18 protein-coding genes are annotated in these 19309 nt (G+C 63.6%); 4 read left to right on the top strand and 14 right to left on the bottom strand.

The genetic code is table 11. The features are described from left to right. Nucleotides 1-15: 15 nt before the first annotated feature. From ACR2J1_RS05290 to ACR2J1_RS05240, 11 genes are all read right to left on the bottom strand, one after another. Nucleotides 16-450 carry a ribulose bisphosphate carboxylase small subunit gene (locus ACR2J1_RS05290; RefSeq protein ID WP_434018290.1) on the bottom strand — a complete coding sequence of 145 codons (435 nt, stop codon included), beginning with the start codon at nt 448-450 and terminating at the stop codon, nt 16-18. Nucleotides 451-462: 12 nt separating this feature from the next. Then, nucleotides 463-1956 carry a form I ribulose bisphosphate carboxylase large subunit gene (locus ACR2J1_RS05285; protein WP_434018289.1) on the bottom strand — a complete coding sequence of 498 codons (1494 nt, stop codon included), beginning with the start codon at nt 1954-1956 and terminating at the stop codon, nt 463-465. 46 nt (nt 1957-2002) lie between these two features. After that, nucleotides 2003-3259, bottom strand: a complete 1257-nt coding sequence (locus ACR2J1_RS05280; RefSeq protein WP_434018363.1) for a phosphoglycerate kinase — start codon at nt 3257-3259, stop codon at nt 2003-2005. 38 nt (nt 3260-3297) lie between these two features. Further along, nucleotides 3298-4308 carry a type I glyceraldehyde-3-phosphate dehydrogenase gene (gap, locus tag ACR2J1_RS05275; protein WP_434018288.1) on the bottom strand — a complete coding sequence of 337 codons (1011 nt, stop codon included), beginning with the start codon at nt 4306-4308 and terminating at the stop codon, nt 3298-3300. Between the two features lie 6 nt (nt 4309-4314). Next, a complete protein-coding gene (tkt, locus tag ACR2J1_RS05270; RefSeq protein ID WP_434018287.1) occupies nt 4315-6339 on the bottom strand; it encodes a transketolase in 2025 nt (674 codons plus the stop codon). A 25-nt stretch (nt 6340-6364) separates the two neighbouring features. Continuing rightward, nucleotides 6365-7294 (bottom strand): phosphoribulokinase, encoded by a 930-nt coding sequence (locus ACR2J1_RS05265; RefSeq protein ID WP_434018286.1) that lies wholly within the window; start codon nt 7292-7294, stop codon nt 6365-6367. A 28-nt stretch (nt 7295-7322) separates the two neighbouring features. Then, nucleotides 7323-8318 (bottom strand): class II fructose-bisphosphatase, encoded by a 996-nt coding sequence (glpX, locus tag ACR2J1_RS05260; protein WP_434018285.1) that lies wholly within the window; start codon nt 8316-8318, stop codon nt 7323-7325. 134 nt (nt 8319-8452) lie between these two features. Beyond that, a complete protein-coding gene (locus ACR2J1_RS05255; RefSeq protein WP_434018284.1) occupies nt 8453-9367 on the bottom strand; it encodes an ABC transporter permease in 915 nt (304 codons plus the stop codon). After that, complete coding sequence (locus tag ACR2J1_RS05250) at nt 9364-10356, bottom strand: ABC transporter permease (protein ID WP_434018283.1); 993 nt, start codon at nt 10354-10356, stop codon at nt 9364-9366. The genes ACR2J1_RS05255 and ACR2J1_RS05250 overlap by 4 nt, the downstream gene beginning before the upstream one ends. 41 nt (nt 10357-10397) lie before the next feature. After that, nucleotides 10398-10964 carry a hypothetical protein gene (locus ACR2J1_RS05245; RefSeq protein ID WP_434018282.1) on the bottom strand — a complete coding sequence of 189 codons (567 nt, stop codon included), beginning with the start codon at nt 10962-10964 and terminating at the stop codon, nt 10398-10400. Between the two features lie 162 nt (nt 10965-11126). Next, nucleotides 11127-12698, bottom strand: coding sequence for an ABC transporter substrate-binding protein (locus ACR2J1_RS05240; protein ID WP_434018281.1), 1572 nt, complete (start codon nt 12696-12698; stop codon nt 11127-11129). A 184-nt stretch (nt 12699-12882) separates the two neighbouring features. Between ACR2J1_RS05240 and bioD the strand changes: the two genes are divergently transcribed. Together bioD and bioA are read left to right on the top strand one after the other, a co-directional pair. Further along, nucleotides 12883-13539 carry a dethiobiotin synthase gene (gene bioD, locus ACR2J1_RS05235; protein WP_434018280.1) on the top strand — a complete coding sequence of 219 codons (657 nt, stop codon included), beginning with the start codon at nt 12883-12885 and terminating at the stop codon, nt 13537-13539. Next, nucleotides 13536-14873, top strand: a complete 1338-nt coding sequence (gene bioA / locus ACR2J1_RS05230) for an adenosylmethionine--8-amino-7-oxononanoate transaminase (RefSeq protein ID WP_434018279.1) — start codon at nt 13536-13538, stop codon at nt 14871-14873. The genes bioD and bioA overlap by 4 nt, the downstream gene beginning before the upstream one ends. Here bioA and ACR2J1_RS05225 read toward each other — a convergent pair. Genes ACR2J1_RS05225 through ACR2J1_RS05215 form a run of 3 tightly spaced genes read right to left on the bottom strand, consistent with a single transcriptional unit; the run spans nt 14831 to nt 17393 of the window. Continuing rightward, on the bottom strand, nt 14831-15589 hold the full coding sequence (locus tag ACR2J1_RS05225; protein ID WP_434018278.1) for a methyltransferase domain-containing protein: 759 nt from the start codon (nt 15587-15589) through the stop codon (nt 14831-14833). The genes bioA and ACR2J1_RS05225 overlap by 43 nt on opposite strands. Then, a complete protein-coding gene (locus tag ACR2J1_RS05220) occupies nt 15576-16199 on the bottom strand; it encodes an alpha/beta fold hydrolase (protein ID WP_434018277.1) in 624 nt (207 codons plus the stop codon). The genes ACR2J1_RS05225 and ACR2J1_RS05220 overlap by 14 nt, the downstream gene beginning before the upstream one ends. A gap of 3 nt (nt 16200-16202) precedes the next feature. Then, nucleotides 16203-17393: an aminotransferase class I/II-fold pyridoxal phosphate-dependent enzyme gene (locus tag ACR2J1_RS05215; protein ID WP_434018276.1), complete on the bottom strand. Its 1191-nt coding sequence runs from the start codon at nt 17391-17393 to the stop codon at nt 16203-16205. A gap of 100 nt (nt 17394-17493) precedes the next feature. Between ACR2J1_RS05215 and bioB the strand changes: the two genes are divergently transcribed. Together bioB and ACR2J1_RS05205 are read left to right on the top strand one after the other, a co-directional pair. After that, the gene (gene bioB / locus ACR2J1_RS05210) at nt 17494-18495 is read left to right on the top strand and encodes a biotin synthase BioB (protein WP_434018362.1); all 1002 of its coding nucleotides are present in this window, start codon (nt 17494-17496) and stop codon (nt 18493-18495) included. Between the two features lie 45 nt (nt 18496-18540). Continuing rightward, nucleotides 18541-19309 (top strand): D-amino-acid transaminase (locus ACR2J1_RS05205; RefSeq protein ID WP_434018275.1); only part of this gene is annotated, 769 nt, incomplete at its 3' end.

Below are 19309 nucleotides of genomic sequence, written 5' to 3'. Positions count from 1 at the left end.
CGGCACGCAGGGGCGTTAGCGCTTGGGACCGTCATTATAGCGCCGGCCCTCGGGCAGCGCGGTGGCATAGGCTTGCGTCGTATAGCGCAGATTGCGCCCCGCCAATTCCTGGCGTTCGAGGCGGAAGCCCGGCTCCTGCACCGGCCGATTGACGATGAAGGACAGCCGGATCGACTCCCATCCCGGCGAGGCATCGAAGGCGGAAACGCGGATATAGCGGTCGCCGTAGATCTGCCGGCACTTCTTCAGCTCGAGCATGAGCCCGGCGGCATCGCGGAGATCGAACATGGGATGTTCCCACATCTCCCAATAGACGTTGCGGGGATGCGGATCGTCGGTGAACTCGATGTTCACCGCCCAGCCATTGCCGATGCAGTACTGCACCTGCCGCCTGATCTGCTCGTCGGTGAGATCGGGCAGGAAGGAAAACGTGCCTTGGGTCAAGCGCATGGGGATCTCTCGTTAGAACGACGTGGTTTCGAGCGGCACGAAATCCGGCGTGTCCGTCGAGGCATAGTCGAAGGTCACGTCCTTCCAGGTGTCGAGCGCCTGCTGCAACGGCGTGCAGGTCCTTGCGGCGGCTTCTAGAATTTCGGTGCCTTCGGCGAAATAGTCGCGTCCCTCGTTGCGGGCGAGAATCATGGCCTCGAGCGCAACACGGTTGGCGGTGGCCCCCGCCTGAATACCGCCGGGATGGCCGATGGTGCCGCCGCCGAATTGAAGCACGACGTCCTCGCCGAGATAATGCAGCAGCTGATGCATCTGGCCGGCATGAATGCCACCGGAGGCGACCGGCATCACTTTGCGCATGCTGGCCCAATCCTGATCGAAATAGATGCCGTTCTCCAGCCGCATCGGGACGTGATCCTCGCGCAAGATGTCGTAGAAGCCGCGCACGGTCGCCGGATCGCCCTCGAGCTTGCCCACCACCGTGCCAGCATGAATGTGGTCGACGCCGGCAAGGCGCGCCCATTTGCAGATGACACGGAAGGACACGCCGTGGGTTTTCTGCCGTGTGTAAGTCGCGTGGCCGGCGCGATGCAGATGCAGGATCATGTCGTTGCGGCGCGCCCATTTCGACATCGACTGAATCGCCGTCCAGCCGATCACGAGGTCGATCATGACAACGACGGAGCCGAGATCCTTGGCGAACTCCGCGCGCTCATACATGTCTTCCATGGTCGCGGCGGTGACATTGAGATAGGTGCCCTTGATCTCGCCGGTCGCGGCTTGCGCGCGGTTCACGGCCTCCATGCAATAGAGGAATCGATCACGCCAATGCATGAAAGGCTGCGAGTTGATGTTTTCGTCATCCTTGGTGAAGTCGAGACCGCCCTTCAGCGCCTCATAGACGACGCGGCCATAGTTGCGCCCGGACAGACCGAGCTTCGGCTTGACAGTCGCGCCGAGCAGCGGGCGGCCGAATTTGTCAAGGCGCTCGCGCTCGACAACGATGCCGGTCGGCGGCCCGTCATAGGTCTTCACATAAGCGACGGGGAGCCGCATGTCCTCTAGCCGCAAGGCCTTCAGCGGCTTGAAGCCGAAGACGTTGCCGATGATCGAGGCGGCGAGATTCACCACCGAGCCGGGCTCGAACAGATCGAGGTCGTACGCGATATAGGCGAAATATTGCCCCGGCGCGTTCGGCACCGGATCGACGCGGTAGCACTTGCCGCGATATTTGTCGCAAGCCGTCAGGCGATCGGTCCAGACCACGGTCCATGTGGCGGTTGAGGATTCCCCCGCCACGGCGGAAGCGGCTTCGACCGGATCGACGCCCTCTTGCGGCGTCACCCTGAACAAAGCGATGAGATCCGTGTCCTTGGGCTGATAGTCGGGCTCCCAATAGCCCATGCGCTTATATTCGAGCACGCCCGCGTGATAGCGTTCTTCGCCCCGCAGCGCCTTGGCCGGTTCGCTAGGCTCAGCGCCAGCGACCTTTGCCTGCTCGTTCATTGATCTCCTCCTTTCGACCGCATCCGCCATATCCGGGACAGCCCCATCAGATTTGGCCGGTCGCGACCGCTTCGCGCGTCGAAAGCACTTCACTCGTTGCAAGCGCGGTGACAGCAGGCAATTCCCTGCCCGCCAGCCACTCCAGAAACGCGCCGCCCGCGGTGGAAACGTAGGTGAAATCCTGCGCCACGCGCGCAGTGTTCAAAGCGCGCACGGTGTCGCCGCCGCCGGCGACGCTGACGAGTTTGCCCTCCTTGGTAAGGCGCGCCGCCTCGCGGGCGAGCGAAGCGGTACCCTCTCCGAAGGGAGCGATCTCGAAGGCACCGAGGGGTCCGTTCCATAGGAGCGTGCGCATTTCGCCAAGGCGCGCTTTCAGCCGCGCGATGCTTTTCGGCCCCTGGTCGAGCACCATGGCATCGGAGGGAATCGCATTGACGTCGACGACCCACGATTCGGTGCCGGGCGCCAATTCTCTCGCCACCACCTCATCGACGGGCAGAAAAATCTCGCAGCCGGAGAGCTTGGCCTGCGCGATGATGTCCTTCACGGTCGCGGCGAAATCGGGCTCGTAGAGCGAGTTGCCGACATTCACGCCCTGCGCATAAAGGAAGGTGTTGGCCATGCCGCCGCCAACGACGAGGACGTCCATCCGGGAGACGAGATTGGTGAGAACGTCGATCTTGGTGGAGACCTTGGCGCCACCGACAATGGCCATCACCGGGCGTTCGGGCCTCTCAAGCGCAAGGCCGAGCGCTTTGATCTCCGCCATCATCAGGGAGCCGGCATAAGCGGGAAGCTCGTGCGCGATGGCCTCGATGGAGGCATGGGCGCGATGGGCGGAGGAGAAGGCGTCATTGACATAGATGTCGCCGAGAGCGGCAAGCTTCTTGGCGAAGGCGGTATCGTTCTTCTCTTCCCCGCTGTGGTAGCGAAGGTTTTCCAGCATCGCGACCTCACCTGGCGCCAGCGCATCGATGCCGCGTTCGACGTCGTCGCCGACACAGTCGCCAATGAAGCGAACGGGTGTGCCGTCCATCAGTTCCTGCATTTTGGATGCGACCGGCCGCAAGGAGAACTCCGCGCTCTGCTGCCCCTTAGGACGCCCCAAATGGGACATCACAATGACCTTGGCACCGCCATGGGTGAGCTTGGAGATCGTCGGCATGATGCGCTTGATGCGCGTGGCGTCGGCTACGCCGCCCGCCTCGACGGGCACGTTCAAGTCCGCGCGCACCAGCACGCGTTTGCCCCTCACGTCGAGCGCGTCGATGGTTTTGATACGGGACAGATCGATGTCTTGCATCGGGGCCCTGCCGTTGCCGTTGGCGTGGTGGGATATACTCATATCAGCCGCCCCATGGCGCCGGCGGTGTCACACATGCGATTTGAGAAGCCCCATTCATTGTCGTACCAGGCCAGGACGCGGCAGAATGTGCCGTCGACGACCTGCGTTGCGTGAAGATCGAATACCGAGCTCAACGGATCGTGGTTGAAATCCGACGACACGAGCGGCTTGGCATTGACGCCGAGCACGCCCTTCAAGGGGCCGTCGGCAGCCTTGGTCATGGCCGCGTTGATCTCCTCGACGGAGGTCGGGCGCGACGCCTCGAAGGTCAGATCGATCAAACTGACATTCGGGACCGGCACGCGGATGGCGGCGCCGTCGAGCTTGCCCTTCAATTCAGGGAGCACGAGGCCGACAGCCTTGGCCGCGCCGGTCGATGTCGGGATTAAGTTCAGGCCGCTGGCGCGAGCCCGGTAGGGATCCTTGTGCAGCGTATCCACCGTGCGCTGATCGCCGGTATAGGCGTGCACGGTGGTCATATAACCGTGCTTGATGCCGATCAGATCGTTCAGCACTTGTGCCACTGGGGCGAGACAATTGGTGGTGCAGGAAGCATTGGAGACGACGTGGTGCTCCTGGGTGAGCTTGTCGTTGTTGACGCCGTAGACAACGGTGAGATCTGCGCCGCTGCACGGCGCGGATACAAGCACGCGCTTAGCCCCCGCGGTCAGATGCTTGGCGGCACCCTCGCGATCGGTAAAGCGGCCAGTGCATTCCATCACGATGTCGACGCCGAGATCGCGCCAGGGAAGGTTCTCGGGCGTCGCCTCGGAAAGCACAGCAACATCCTGACCATCGGCCTTTAGGCGACCGTCAGAGACGCTGATCCCGCCGGTATAATGTCCATGCACGCTGTCATATTCGAGCAGATGGGCATTCATCTCGGCTGAGCCGAGATCGTTGATCGCCACGAAATCGAGATCCTTCCGCCCGGACTCCAGAAAAGCCCGGAAGGTCAGCCTTCCGATGCGTCCGAAACCGTTGATGGCGACACGCTTATTAGCCATTTCTCCTCACTTGGTCCCCTTGCGACAAAGCATACGCGCGGCCGCTGCCACAGCGTCCGCGGTAATGCCGAAATGCTTATAAAGCTCTTGCGCCGGGGCAGAAGCACCAAATCCATGCATTCCAACAAAAATGCCGTCCCGGCCAAGCCATTTCGACCAGCCGAACTCCACAGCCGCCTCAATGGCGACCCGCGGCGCTGAGCCTAGGACAGCGTCTTGGTATTCGTCATTTTGGGTCTCGAACAGCTCCCAACAAGGCATTGATACGACTGCGGCTTTGATCCCCTCACCTGCCAGCGCTTTGGCCGCTTCTTGGGCAAACATCAGCTCGGACCCCGTGCCGATCAAAGTGACGTCGCGGCCGCTCTCCGGCTCGAAGAGGACATAACCGCCCTTGGCCGAGAGATTGTCCGCGCTATGGGCGGTGCGCAGCAGCGGCAGCCCCTGACGGGATAAAGCGAGTACCGACGGCGTGGACGGGGTAAAAAGTGCGACTTCCCAACATTCCGCGCATTCCACCGAATCGGCGGGCCTGAAGACATTGAGATTGGGCATGGCCCGCAGAGCAGCGAGATGCTCGACCGGCTGGTGCGTCGGGCCGTCTTCGCCAAGACCGATGGAATCATGGGTCATCACGTAGATCACGCGCTCGCCCATGAGGGCCGAAAGACGGATCGAGGGGCGGCAATAATCCGAAAAGACCAGGAAGGTACCGCCATAGGGCACGAAGCCGCCATGCAGCGCGAGCCCATTCATGGCGGCGGCCATGCCGTGCTCGCGCACGCCATAATAGATGTAGTTGCCCGCAAACTCGGGCGGCTTGACCATGATGTGGAGCTTCGTGAGCGTACCGTTGGACCCGGTAAGATCGGCCGAGCCGCCGATAAGGCCCGGGACCACGGGGACCAATTTCTCCAGCACCTTCTGCGAGGACTGGCGCGTGGCGATCTTAGCGGCCTCGGCCGTGAAGTCGGATTTGATCGCCTCGATGGCAGTTTTGATCTTAGCCGCGACATCCGCATCGATGGGGTCGGTCAGGCCGGCGCGCGCGGATGCATCGAGACGCTTCGCGGCTGAATTCCAGGTCTCGTAGTCGCCCCGATGCGCGGCACCGGCAGAACGCCACCGCGCCAGCACGGTTTGCGGCACATAAAAGGCCTCATGGGCCCAGCGCAAGCGCTCGCGCGCGCCACTAATCTCCTCCGCCCCCAGCGGGGAGCCGTGGGTCGCGGCGGTTCCGGCCTTGCTCGGTGCGCCGTAACCAATGATCGTGCGGCACGCGATCAGGGATGGCCGGTCCGTCACGCCTCGCGCATTTTCAATGGCAAGGGCGATCGCCTCGGGAACGTGGCCATCCGCGCGCGCGGTATGCCAACCCGACGCTTGGAAGCGTTCGAGCTGATCGTCGGAGACGGACAGGCTGGTCGGACCGTCGATGGAAATCTGATTGTCGTCGAACAAGACGATCAGCCGGCCAAGCTTCAGATGGCCCGCAAGCGAGATCGCCTCGTGGCTGATGCCCTCCATAAGGCAGCCATCGCCAGCAATGGCATAGGTATAGTGGCTGACGATTTCGTCGCCATAACGGTGATGCAGCAGCCGCTCGGCGAGCGCCATTCCTACGGCGTTGCCAAGACCTTGGCCGAGGGGACCGGTGGTGGTCTCAATTCCCTCGGTGACGAAATTCTCCGGATGCCCCGGCGTGCGCGAGCCGAGCTGGCGGAAATTCTTCAGCTGCTCGATGTCCATCACCTTAAAGCCGGTGAGGTACATCAGCGCATAAAGCAGCATGGAGCCGTGACCGGCGGACAGAACGAAGCGGTCGCGGTCCGGCCAGTCGGGACGCTCGGCGTCGAACTTCAGGAAGCGGGTGAAGAGGACGGTGGCGACATCGGCCATGCCCATAGGCATCCCGGGATGGCCAGAATCGGCCTTTTGCACCGCATCCATGGCGAGCGCGCGTATGGCGTTCGCCATGTCCTCATGGGTCACCTCGGGCAATACCTGCTCCTGCATCAGGACGTCGGCCATCAATCCTCCAGGCTCCGATCGAGCGCTAATAGGCGCGGACCCCCATCGCCGCCTTCACGGCGTGATAACCGACAAGGAGCTGGGTCAGCGCCAAAGGGTGGCTCTTGCGGGCGCCGTTGCCCCCGTCGATGCGGCCCACCTGGTCGCGGAGATGCCCAGCTTCCGGGATGAGGTTCCACAGAAGGTCTTCGATTCTTTCCGCCCGGTTGTCGGAGATATTGCCGTTGATCTCAAGTACGTCGACTGGCTTGCCGTCGCGGTCGCGGGCGAGTTCCAGGTGGAGCCCGGCATTGCTTGAGCCGTCGAACAGCGGGCTGAAGTCGGGGTGCGGCAGGGTCGGGCGCAGGAGATGGCGGACATCGAGCTCCGTATCTGGCCCGTTGGCGCCCTTCGGCGACTGAAAGCGGATGACGATATCGGAAAACGTGCGCTGAGGATGGATGAAGCTCGCGCTGTCATCGGTGCGCCTTTCGAGCGACGCCAGCACCTCTTCCCTTGTGTAGCCGCGCTTCGTCGTATCGCGATGGATTTTCCACTTCACGCGGAGCTCTTCTTCGGGATCGAGGTAGATCTTGACGTCATAGCAATCGCGCATGGCGCGCGTCGTATAGCCGAGCAGGCCTTCTGCGATGACAAACTCCTTTGGCTTTACGTAAGCGGGCCGTTTCAGCGTGCCGTCACGATGATCGTAGATGGGCTTGAGGATCGGCTCGCCGGCGCGCAACAAGCGCAGATGTTGCTCCAGAATATCGACATAGTTCGCCCGCGGATCGAGCGCTGAGAGACCGGCCTCGGTGCGTTCCGCGCGGGTGTATTTGTGATAGTCATCGGTGCAGAGCACGGTGCAGTGCTCCTCGCCCAGAATCTGGGCGACGCCAGCCGACAGCGTCGTCTTGCCTGACGCGGAGTCCCCGACGATCCCGAGGATGATCGGATGCTCAACTCGCAACGGCATCGCTCACTCCCTAAGCTTCATCTTCGACCTAGGCCACGTCGCGGGCCGCAACGCCGGCCAAGCGCTCGGTCGGAATGAAGCTCGTCAAAATCTGGCGTTCGCGTGTCGCTCCGGTAATCATCATGGTCTGCACCTTGTAATGCGATTTGGTGCGATCCACGCCTTCGAGCATCAAGCCCGTGGTGATACCGGTCGCGCAGAAAAACACGTTATCGGACGCGATGATCTCGTCGCGCCCATACCATTTCGTCGTATCGACTCCCGCTTCCTTGACGGCTCTCGCTTCGGTTTGAAGCTGCGGATCGATACGGGCCAAGAATTCGCCGCCGATCGCGCGAATGGCGCATGCAGACATAACGCCTTCAGGCGTACCGCCTGTTCCCATCAAAGCGTCGATGCCTGAACCGGGAATGGCCGCCATTAGCGCCCCTGCCACGTCGCCGGCGGGATAAAGCGCGACGCGCGCCCCTGTGGCGAGGATCGCGTTGATGAGGTCGCGGTGACGCGGCTTCTCCAGCACGAAGATCGTGAGATCGGAGACATCCTTGCCGAGGGCTGCCGCAAGGGTCTCGAGCTTTTTGCCGGTCGGCCAATGCGGATCGATCTTGCCGCGGGCCGGCGCGCTCGTGCCGAACTTCTCCATGTAGAAGGCTGGCGCCGGGTTCATCATGGCGCCGCGCGGCGCAACAGCCATGACCGCGAGCGCATTGGTGAGACCACGCACCATATAGGAGGTGCCTTCCACCGGATCGACGGCGATGTCGGCCTTGAAGGCGGCACCCGGGCGACCCAGGCGCTCGCCGCGCGTCGGCTGCGGGGCTTCGCCCTTCCCTGCTTCGCCGATGACGACAATGGCATCGATATCGACGTCGGCGAGTGCAGAGCGCATGGCATCGAGCGCCGCGCGGCCGCCATCCTGACCGTCGCCGCGCCCAATCCAGTTGAACGCGGCACAGGCGGCGCGTTCGGTGACGCGACGGAGCGAGAAGATGAGATCCGGGTTTGCGGAGCCCGAGTTCTCCATGTCGTCCTCCAAATCTTGCTGCAGCGATAGGCTAAGCGCATAGCCTGCCGAGCAAAATCCTAGCCCGCGGGCCTGCCAGCACTACCGTATAGGCCCTCAGTGGCGGGAGGTCACCTATTGCGGGGCATTAACCCCTAGCGGAGACGCGGGTCCAATGCATCGCGAAGCGCGTCGCCAATAAGGTTGACGGCGATCAGCACCACGACGAGCACAAGCCCGGGAATGACGGTGCCCCACCAGGCGCCGGAGAAGAGAAGGTCATAGCCTGAGCGGATCAGGGTGCCGAGGGAGGGCTTCGTGACCGACATGCCAAGGCCGAGAAAGGAGAGCGCAGCCTCCGCCATGATAGCGCCCGCCACCTGCGTCGTCGCCACCACGATCAGCGGCGAGGTGATGTTGGGGAGGAGGTGGCGGCGGAGCACGGTCCGGTCGCTTGCACCCAGCGCCCGCGCGGCGCGAATATAGTCCTTGGCACTTTCAACTTGGGTGGCGGCGCGCGCGGTGCGTGCGAAATACGGCCATTCCGCCAAGCCGATCACGACGACGAGAAGCGGCACCGCGAATTGGCTCAAGCTTTCGCCGCCCAGCCCCGCACGGAAGAGCGCCAGCACGATGATGGCCATCATCAGCGTGGAGAGCGAGAGCTGAATGTCGGCGAGCCTGGTGACGATGGTATCGATCCGCCCGCCGAGATAACCTGCGAACAGCCCCAACGGAATGCCAATCGCCGCCTGGATCGCAACGGCGAGTAGGCCGACCAGGAGAGAGATGCGGGTGCCGTAGAGGATGGCGCTGAAGAGATCGCGCCCTTGCGCATCCGTACCGAGAACGAAACGCGGGTCGCTGCCGGGCAGCCAGGCGGGCGGCAAATTAGCGTCGAGCACATCGAAACTTGTGAGGTCGAACGGGTTTTGCGGCGCAATGAGCGGGGCGAATGAAGCGGCAATCGCTATCAGGGCCAGCACTAGGCCTGCGAGCATGGCCCCAGGACGCGCCATGCCGGCGGCGAGGAACGACGAGGATGCGGTGGCGGCGCCGCGCGCTTTCATCGCGTGGCCTCGATGCTGATGCGCGGATCGAGCCAAAGGCTCACGATGTCCGCGATGGTGTTGGTGACAACGAAGAGAAATCCGACCGCGACCAAATAGGTCGTGATGAGCGGCACGTCGGCGCGCGTGACGGCCTCGAGAAAGAGAAAACCCATGCCGGGCCACTGAAACACGGTCTCGGTCAGCAGGGTGTAAGCGAGGAACGTTCCGATCTGCAATCCGCCGACGGCGACGAGCGGCAGCAGCGCGTTGCGCAGCGCATGCCGAAGCCAGACGCGCAAATGTCCCGCACCCTTGGCGCGGGCGGTGCGCACATAGTCGCGGCCAAGCTCATCGAGCATGGCGCCGCGCACGAGCCTGATGAAGAGCGGCAGCATGATGGAGGAGAGCGTAAGTGCCGGGAGGATCAGATGCCAAAGCCCGTCCAAGGTCAGAAGTCCGGTTTCCCAGGCGCCAAGCCGCAACGTCTCGCCACGGCCAAACGCGGGCAGCCAGCCAAGCCATACCGAGAAGATGGAGATCAGGAAGATGCCCGTGAGGAACACGGGGATGGAGATGCCGAGGATGCTTAGCCCCAGCACAAGTTTTGCGCCCCAGTCGCGGGGCCGCACGGCGCAATAGATGCCGGCCGGCAGCGACAGCGCGAGCACGAGAAGGCTCGCGGCGAAGACAAGCTCGAAGCTCGGCGGGAATTTGGCGAGGATCACATCCAGCGTGGGACGCTTATAAATATAGGAGGTGCCGAAATCGCCTCTGGCCGCGTCACCGAGATAGCGCGCGAGCTGAACCGGCCAAGGGGCATCGAGGCCGAGCTGCTCCTTCAGCGCCGCACGCTCGCTCGCCGGCACCGCCTCCCCCATAATCTCGCGCAAGGGATCGCCAAGGGCGGACCGCACCGCGAAAGCAATGCCGAGGATCGCGAGCATCACAAGGAGTGCTTGCGCGAGGCGCTTGGCAAAGAAAGTGAGGCCAGCAGCCAGGGCTTTCATGATTCGATTCAACTGGATGCATGTGGGGTTGAGATTTCGATTCAGGTCCGGCTCAGACCATAAGCGATACTCGCCGCGACCGCAGCCTGCCAGGGCACGAATAACAGGACGCCCGCATCGAATCTCGCCGCCGGGTAGAGCAGCAGGCCCAACAAGGTGCCCAACCCCAGAATGAGCGCCCAGGCCGACGCGCGCCGGGTGGATGGCGCGGCGATGCTGACGCCGCAGGCGGTGAAGCCCGCGCCGATGAGGCCGCCGGCCAATCCGGCGACGAGCCAGCCGAGCACCTCCCTGCTGCCTTTGGCGCCTTGCGTGGTGCCGAGCAGATCGGAGGCGACGATCCCCGACATCACGTCATTGGCCGTGTTCACCGCGGTCAGCCAGCCAATGAGCGTGAGGCCCGCTGCGAGCACACATTTGCCAAAATCGCGCTCGCTCCAGAACCACAGCAGGCCGGCGAGCATCGCGCCGAATACGATGCCGGCATGGAGCGGGATACCCTCGGCATTAATGATGATCTCCGGATCGCTTAAGCGCACATCCGGCAAGGGCGACGGCAGGGTAGAAAACAAGCCCGTCGCGATGCCGAGGGCGGCCGCGAGCAGCATGCCGCGCTGCCTCGGCGGCGGGTGCGGTACGGCATCGCTCTTTATCGCCCCCTTCATGTCGGCCGTACGCCCAAGCGGTTGCAAGACGGGCGCTGCTCCCGCATCGGACCATACCGGACGGCGTGAGGCTGACCAACGCTGCGGAAGGGCCCGAACTCGGGTCTAATCGATCACCAGATCGCCGAGATAGGGCATGTCGAGGACGTTGAGCACGGGCTCAATCTGCACCTTGCGGCTGGCGCCCCAGGTGAGATGCGGCCAGTGCAGGGGCACGAGCGCCGCATCATCATAAAGGATGCGCTCGATCTTCTTCAGCACGGCGGCGCGCGCGGCGGCATCGGTCGTGGTCTGAGTCTGCACCGTGAGCGCGTCCACCTCGGGGTTGGAATAGTTGCCGGCATTATATTGGCCGTAGCCGGTGCGGGGGTCGGGAGTCATGGTCAGGAACTCATAGAAATTGGCGGAGTCCTGTGTATCGGACTGCCATCCGATCATCATGATGTCGCCGGCGCGCTCGTCGAAGCGCTGCCAATATTGCGCCTTCGGCATGGTCTGGAGATCGACCTTGATGCCAATCTTGGCAAGCATGGCGGCAACCGCTTCGGCGATGCGGGCATCCTCGATATAGCGATTGTTCGGCGCGAGCATGGTCACGGACAGGCCGCCGCCATAGCCCGCCTCTTCCATCAGCGCCTTTGCCTTGGCGACATCGAAGCGGGGAACGAGCGCCGGATCAAACCCCGCATAGCCTTCCGGGCTGAGTTGGCCTGCCGGCGTTGCGAAGCCGCGCAGGATCTTCTCCGCAATGCCCTCGCGGTTGATGGCGTAGTTGATGGCGAGCCGGACTCGCGGATCCTTGAAGGCCGGCAGGCGCTGCTGATTGAGCTCGAAGGTCATGATGCGGGTGCTCGGCATCGTCACGAGCGAGCAGCAGGGATCGGCTTTGACGCGAGCGACATCGGTCGGCGGCACCGGTGAGATAAAGTCGACATCGCCCGCCAGAAGTGCCGCCATGCGGGTCGCCGGCTCCTTGATGGGGGTGAAGAGAATGCGATCGACGTTGCCGGGCGACTTCTTGTTCCAGTAGTCGGCGAAGCGCTTGAATTCGGTGCGGACCCCCTGCTCTCGCGCCGTGATGACAAACGGCCCGGTGCCTGAGGCGTGGGTGGAGGCAAAGGACGCGCCGTGCTTGACGATTTCCTCCTTGGGCCGGCCGCGCGGGTCCTTGTCGGTGTAGAACTGGCGATCGAGCGGAAAGATGTAGCTCGCAAGATTGAGGACGAGGGGGTACGGCGCCTTGGTGATGAGATCGACGGTGAGATCGTCGATGGCGCGCGCGCCTTCGAACGGCTCGAACAGGGCTTTGAAATCCGGGCTCTGCTTCAGGCGATTGAATGTCCACACCACATCCTGCGCGCCGAGCGTGCGACCGCTGTGAAATTTCACGCCCTCGCGCAGACGGAAGCGCGTGGTGCGGTTGTCGACCTGCTCCCAGCTCTTCGCCAGGCGCGGCTGCAATTTCAGGTCCTTGTCGAAGCGAACCAGCGGATCGAAGAGCAGGTGCGAGAGCTGGAGCGTCGCACTCGAAAGCTGCTCATGCGGATCGAGCGAGGTCGGATCAGAGTCGTAGGCCATGCGCAACGTCTTGCCCTCGGCGCCTGCGGTCGAGGCGATGCAAAACAGCGCGAGCAGCAAAATCGCGAGGCGGGCAACAAGAGAACTTCGGCGCGGCATCGGTGTCTTACGCCCGCTGCCGGTCGCGGAGGCGCAGTAACGGGGCGCGGCAGAAGCTTCTTAGGATCATTGGCTTAACCATGACATGTTCTCTCTTCTCGGCAGGCGCCGTTGTCGCCTGAAAGACCTCCCGGCGTCCACCCCTTGCCTCACGATGCTGGCCCGATAAAGTCGCCTCTCGCGCTTGTGCGTTAACGCTGGGGACCTCGTGCAGGGTTTTTTCATCACTGGCACCGACACCAATGTTGGCAAGACCCTCGTCTCGGCGTGGCTGCTTGCGCATCTCGATGCCTATTACTGGAAGCCGGTGCAGGCAGGGACCGAGCCAGAGACTGACGCCGCCACAGTTCGCCGGCTTGCGGAGCTGACCGCCGACCGGATCCTACCGGAGGCTTATCTCTTGTCGGAGGCCATGGCGCCGCACGAGGCAGCGCGCCGTGAAGGCGTCAGCATCGAGATGGCCAAATTGACGCAACCGCCGACGGACCGCTTGCTCGTGGTCGAGGGTGCGGGCGGCCTGATGGTCCCGCTCACAGAAGATACCTACGTCATCGACCTTGCCGACGAACTGGAGCTGCCGGTTATCCTCGTCGCGCGATCGACCCTCGGAACCATCAATCACACGCTGCTTTCCTTGGAGGCGCTGCGGCGGCGGAGCATTACGGTCGCGGGCGTCGTCATCAACGGGCCCGACGCGCCGCATAACCGCGCCGCCGTCGAACGCTACGGCCAAGTCGAGGTGATCGCCGAAATCCCCTGGCTGGAGACGATCAACAAGGCTGCGTTATGCGCCATCGAGCCTGAGCTCGATCTCGCCAAGCTGGCGCGGGGCAATCTGTGACGCCTCCCGACGACCCGACTGCGTGGACGCGCGATATCATCGCGCGTGATCGCCGGCATGTGTGGCATCCCTTCACGCAGCATCAGACCGAGGTCGAGCCGATCGTGCTCACGCGCGCGAAGGATGCGTCGCTGTTCGACGCGGACAGCAAGGAGATTCTCGATCTCATTTCCTCGTGGTGGACCTGCACGCACGGTCATTCACATCCAAAACTCAACGAGGCCTTGGCGCGGCAAGCTGAAAATTTCGAGCATGTGATGTTCGCCGGCTTCACCCACCAGCCGGCCGTCGACCTTGCCACGGCACTGGCGCGGCTGCTGCCCGGCGATCTCAATCGCGTGTTTTATTCCGACGATGGTTCGACCGCGGTCGAAGTGGCTCTCAAGATCGCTTATCAGCATTGGGTGAATTGCGGCGACAGCCGCCGCCGCGTGCTGCTCGCTTTCGACGGCGGTTATCATGGCGACACGCTGGGCGCCATGTCGCTCGGGCGCGGTTCCGGCTTCTTCTCGGTGTTCCGGGATCTCATGGCCAATGTCTGCGTCCTGCCGTTCCCCTGCACGTTCGAGGACGACGATGCCGTCGAGGGACGCGAGGCCGGCGCGCTTTCCGGCTGCGAAGCCCTGCTGACGGAGCGGGGCCAAGAAATTGCAGCGCTCATCATCGAACCGCTGCTGCAAGGCGCCGGCGGCATGCGCATCTGCCGCCCGTCCTTTCTCAAGCGGCTCGTGGAATTGGCGCAAGGTGCTGGCATTGTCGTGATCTTCGATGAGGTGGCGACAGGGTTCGGGCGCACCGGAACGCTGTTTGCAATGGAGCAGGCGGATGTCGTGCCCGACCTCGTCTGCCTCTCCAAAGGCCTGACGGCAGGCTACATGCCCATGGCCGTCACCGTGGCGCGCGATGCCTTGTTCGAGTCCTTCCTCGACGACAGCTTCGATCGCGCCCTCCCCCACGGCCATTCCTTTACCGCCAATCCGCTGGCCTGCGCTGTTGGGCTCCGCTCGCTTGCGCTGTTCGAGGAGGAAAACACACTGGCGCGGATCGCAGGGATCAATGCGCGTCATCGGGAGATGCTGACGGTGCTTTCGTCTCGTGACGATCTCGTGCGCGCGCGGGTGCTGGGCTCGATCCTCGCGGTCGACGTCAAAGACGCAGGAGCGTACCAGTCCGCCAAGAGCCTTACGCTGAAGGCGTGGTATCTGAGCCAGGGACTGAACATCCGTCCCCTCGGCCAGACGCTTTATCTCATGCCGCCTTATTGCATCACAGACGAGGAGCTGACTCGCGCCTATGCCGGGCTCATGGAGGGCGTGGACAGGTTCTCCAGATGAGGCCCGAGCGAGCCATACACGATGTCCCAGGTGATGCGGCCGCCGTATTTGGCGTCGGCAACCCGGATCGCGCGGCGTAGCGCGCCGGGCTGTAGCGGCGCATAGCCCTGACGCGGCGTGATGCCACCGACCATTTTCATGCGACGCAGGAAGTCAAGCGTTGTCGTGTCGGGGACGAGACGATCCTGCTCGATGACACCCGGCAGCTCTGGGACAGTGACCAGTCCCCTTGGCAAGCCCGTAGCCGCAAGGGCCGCCCGCCATTCGGCAAAGCTGTCAGGACCGAGCGTCGCAAAGACGAGCCTTCCACCGGGCGCGAGACGCCGCCGCAGCTCGGCGAGCGTGGCACGAGGGTCGGGGAACCAGTGCAGTGCCATGCTCATGGCGATGAGGTCGAACGGTGCACTTGCCCGGGCACCCTCATCGGCAACCTCGAAGACTACAGATTGCGCGGTCTCGCCGAGATTGCGCCGGCACACATGCAGCATCCTTGGCGATAAATCGCTGAGGACAAATTCGCCGTCCAGGTATCGCGCCAGGAGCTCGCGGCTGAAAAGCCCGGTGCCGCAGCCGAGCTCCAGTACGCGCGGTCGCATCAACGCGGGGAGGAACTCCGCAAGACGCGCGGCGACGCCCCGCTGCAGTTGCGCGTATTTCTCGTAGTCTGACGCGTGGGCGTCGAAACGTGCCGCGATTTCGGCCCTACGGGAGAGCATGGGCAAACTCGAGAATGTGACGCGCACACCACTCCGGATGCTTCAGCGGCAGCACATGGCCGCCATCCGGAGACCAGATCGTGTCGGCTTCGGGCCAGATCGCGCTCGTCATGTCAGGCGGCACAATGACATCGTCTCGCGCGGCCAGTGCAAGCACCGGGCAATCAATCTTTGCCCTGATCCCGCGCGCGTCCCACCGCAGCAGCCAGTCGAGACCCTCATCGAGCCTGTCCATCTTCAACGCCGTCGGCGGCGCAAAATGCGGTGCGCCGGAGGCTTGCCAGAAGCTTTCCAGTGTCGCGGGCGCGTCGCGTCTGAGGCCGCGCTGCAGGGACGCGATGCGGGATGCGGGAATGTGACAGCAAAAGCAGTCGAAGCCTTGAACGCTGACAAGCGCGCGAAAGCGCCCTCGTCCTTGCTGAAGCAGCCAAAGCAGCCCGAGCGAATGCCCGACGGCAATGCTGTCGGGCGGCCAATCCGCCGCGCCGCGCGGACCTCCCTCGACGAAGCCGAGATCGATCAAGGTCACTTCGGCGCCTGGAAGATGCGCAACCATGTCCGCCCAGATCCCGGCATGAAAGCCCCAGCCGTGAACGAGCACCAGATGCATCGGCTAGAGCGCGCTCGCCGTCGCCGCAGGCACGGGAACGGATTGTCCGAGCGCGCCCAGCAAGAGATCGATGTCGGACGCTTGATGCGCGCGCGTGAAAGCAAGGCGCACGCGTGCCGTCCCGGCCGGGACCGTTGGGGGCCTGATCGCGGTCGCCCAAAGGCCAGCGTCCCGCAGCTTCCCACTCAAGGTCAGCGCCGCATCATTATCGCCGACGATCACGGGAACGATCTGTGTGCACGAAGCGCCCGTGTTGAACCCGCGCGCATTCGCTTCCGCGCGAAAATGCTGGGCAAGTTGCGAGACGTAAGCGCGGTCGCCTTCCATGTGAGGGACGAGGTCGAGAGCGGCGTCGATGGCGCCGAGCACGGGTGGCGGCAGCGCGGTGGAATAGATCAGGCCGCTGCACCGATTGACGAGGTAGTCACGCATCTCCGTCAAGCAGGCGACATAGGCGCCGAAACCGCCAAGGGCTTTGGAGAAGGTGCCAATGACAATGTCGGCGCCAGCCGACAGCCCGACTCCCCCCGGCCCTAAGATGCCGGTGGCATGGGCGTCGTCGACGACGAGGCACGCCTCATGCTCCCCCGCGAGCGCGGCAAGCTCGGCAATTGGCGCGACATCGCCGTCCATGGAGAAGACGCTCTCGGTCAGAATGAATTTGGGCCGCGCATCGTCCTCATGTTTTAGGAGGAGTTCGCCGAGATGGCTTGCGTCTGCATGCCGATAGCGAATTTGATCGATTCCGGCGGCGCGACAGCCGAAATGCATGCTCGCATGGTTGAGGCGGTCGGCGAATACGAGCGGCTCCGCGTCAAGCACCCGGCGGTCGAGCAGCGCCTGCAACACGGCGGCATTGGCTTGAAAGCCGGAAGCCATGAGCAACGCTGCTGGCTTTCCCTTCAGCTTGGCGATCTTGGCCTCGATGGGCGCGAATAGGTCGAGATTGCCGGCGACAAGGCGGGAGGCTCCAGAGCCCGCGCCATGGCTTTTGGCCCACGCGCAGGCCTGCTCGACCAAGGCCGGGTGAAAGCGGAGAGCGAGATAGTCGTTGCTGGCGAAATTGATAAAGCTGCGGGGGCCGACCTGAATCGTGCGCGCATCCGGCGCCGAAATCGCCGTCAGGCCACGGCGCAAGCCGGCGCGGCCGCGGGCCTCCAACCAGGCTTGGTATCGGCTTTCGCTTCCCACCATGATCCTGTATTAGCGAAGGGTCACATCAGCAGCAATCGCAGCAAAATCCGTGTCCGAAACCCTTGAAACTCTGAGTCCCGCCAAGAGCAAAGCAAGGCCGGTGGAGGGCTCGTGCGAGCCGCTCCGCGAGGCTTCGGCGCTGCGCCATGATTACCGCAGCGACGAGGTTGTCGCCCTGCTCGGCCTCCCTCTTCTCGACTTGGTGGACCGGGCGCGCGCGGTGCATCGGCGGCATCACGCCGACGGCGAGGTTCAGCTCGCAAGCCTGCTGTCAATCAAGACCGGAAGCTGCCCCGAGGACTGCAAATACTGCCCCCAATCGGCCCATTATTCCAAGGAAACCGGCCTCGTTCGCGAGTCCCTGCTCGATGTCGAAACCGTGCTGGCCAAGGCGCGGATCGCCAAGGACGCCGGCGCGACGCGTTTCTGCATGGGGGCCGCCTGGCGCCAGGTGAAGGACGGCGAGCCGTTCGATAACGTGCTCGCCATGGTGCGCGGCGTCCGCGACCTCGACATGGAAGCCTGCGTGACGCTCGGCATGCTGACCGAGGCGCAAGCCGATCGCCTCGCCGAAGCGGGCCTCACGGCCTACAACCACAATCTCGATACCTCGCCGGAATTCTACGGGGAAATCATCACCACGCGGACCTATCAGGATCGGCTCGACACGCTCGACCACGTCCGTGGCGCCGGTATCCAGGTCTGTTGCGGCGGCATTATCGGCATGGGCGAGACCGTCGAGGATCGCGCGCGGCTGCTGCAAACGCTCGCCAATCTCAAGCCGCATCCGGAAAGCGTGCCCATCAACGCGCTGGTCGCGGTACGCGGCACGCCGCTTGAGGACCGGCCCCCGGTCAATCCTCTCGATCTCGTGCGCATGGTCGCCACAGCGCGCATCCTGATGCCGGTGTCGCGCGTGCGCCTGTCGGCGGGGCGCCATGCCCTGTCGCGCGAGGCGCAGATCCTCTGCTTCATGGCGGGCGCGAACTCGATCTTTTACGGCGACAAGCTGCTCACGACCGAGAACAACGACACGAGCGACGACCTCGCCCTCATTGAGGAAGCGGGCCTGCGCGTGCAATCTTCTTTAGCCTCAAGCTGAGAAGCGGCCCACGCCGCAGCGAACCTCCACTCGGCGCCAGCCCCCATGTCCCGCATTGTCTATGTCAATGGCGCCTATGTGCCGGAAGAGGAGGCCAAGGTCTCCATTTTCGACCGCGCCTTCTTGTTCGGCGATGCCATCTACGAAGTAAGCGCGGTGCTGGACGGCCGGCTTGTCGACTTTGAGGCCCATCTTGCCCGGCTCGATCGTTCCCTCGACGAGATCGCGCTCGCGGCTCCCATGCCGCATGGCGGCTTGCGCGAGCTGCACGAGGAGCTGATCGCCGCGAACGAAGTGATCGAAGGCATCGTCTATCTGCAAATCACGCGGGGGGCGGCCGATCGAGATTTCGCTTATCCGCCGAACGCGGAGCCGAGCGTCGTTGCCTTCACGCAGAGCCGGCCTTTGATCGAAAATCCCTATGCCGCGACGGGGGTCAAGATTGTCACCATCCCGGATATCCGCTGGAGGCGGCGCGATATCAAGTCGACGTCGATGATCGGGCAGTGCATGGGCAAGGAGCACGCCAAGCTTCACGGCGCCTATGAGGCGTGGATGGTCGAGGACGGCTATGTTACCGAGGGCACCTCGTCATCGGCCTTCATCGTCGATAGAGACGGGATCATTCGCACCCAGGGCCTCGGCAGCCATATCCTGCCCGGCGTCACGCGACGCGCAATCCTCAGGCTTGCGCAGACGGACGGCGTGGCGATCGAGGAGCGTCCGTTCAGCATTGCAGAGGCGCTTGTCGCGCGAGAGGCCTTCATGACGGCGGCATCGGCTTTCGTGTTGCCGGTCGTTGCGATCGACGGGA

Origin of the sequence: Methyloceanibacter sp. (assembly GCF_050999895.1) — a bacterium.
Classification (GTDB): Bacteria; Pseudomonadota; Alphaproteobacteria; order Rhizobiales; family Methyloligellaceae; genus Methyloceanibacter.
This window is presented reverse-complemented; position numbering and strand designations above follow the sequence as displayed.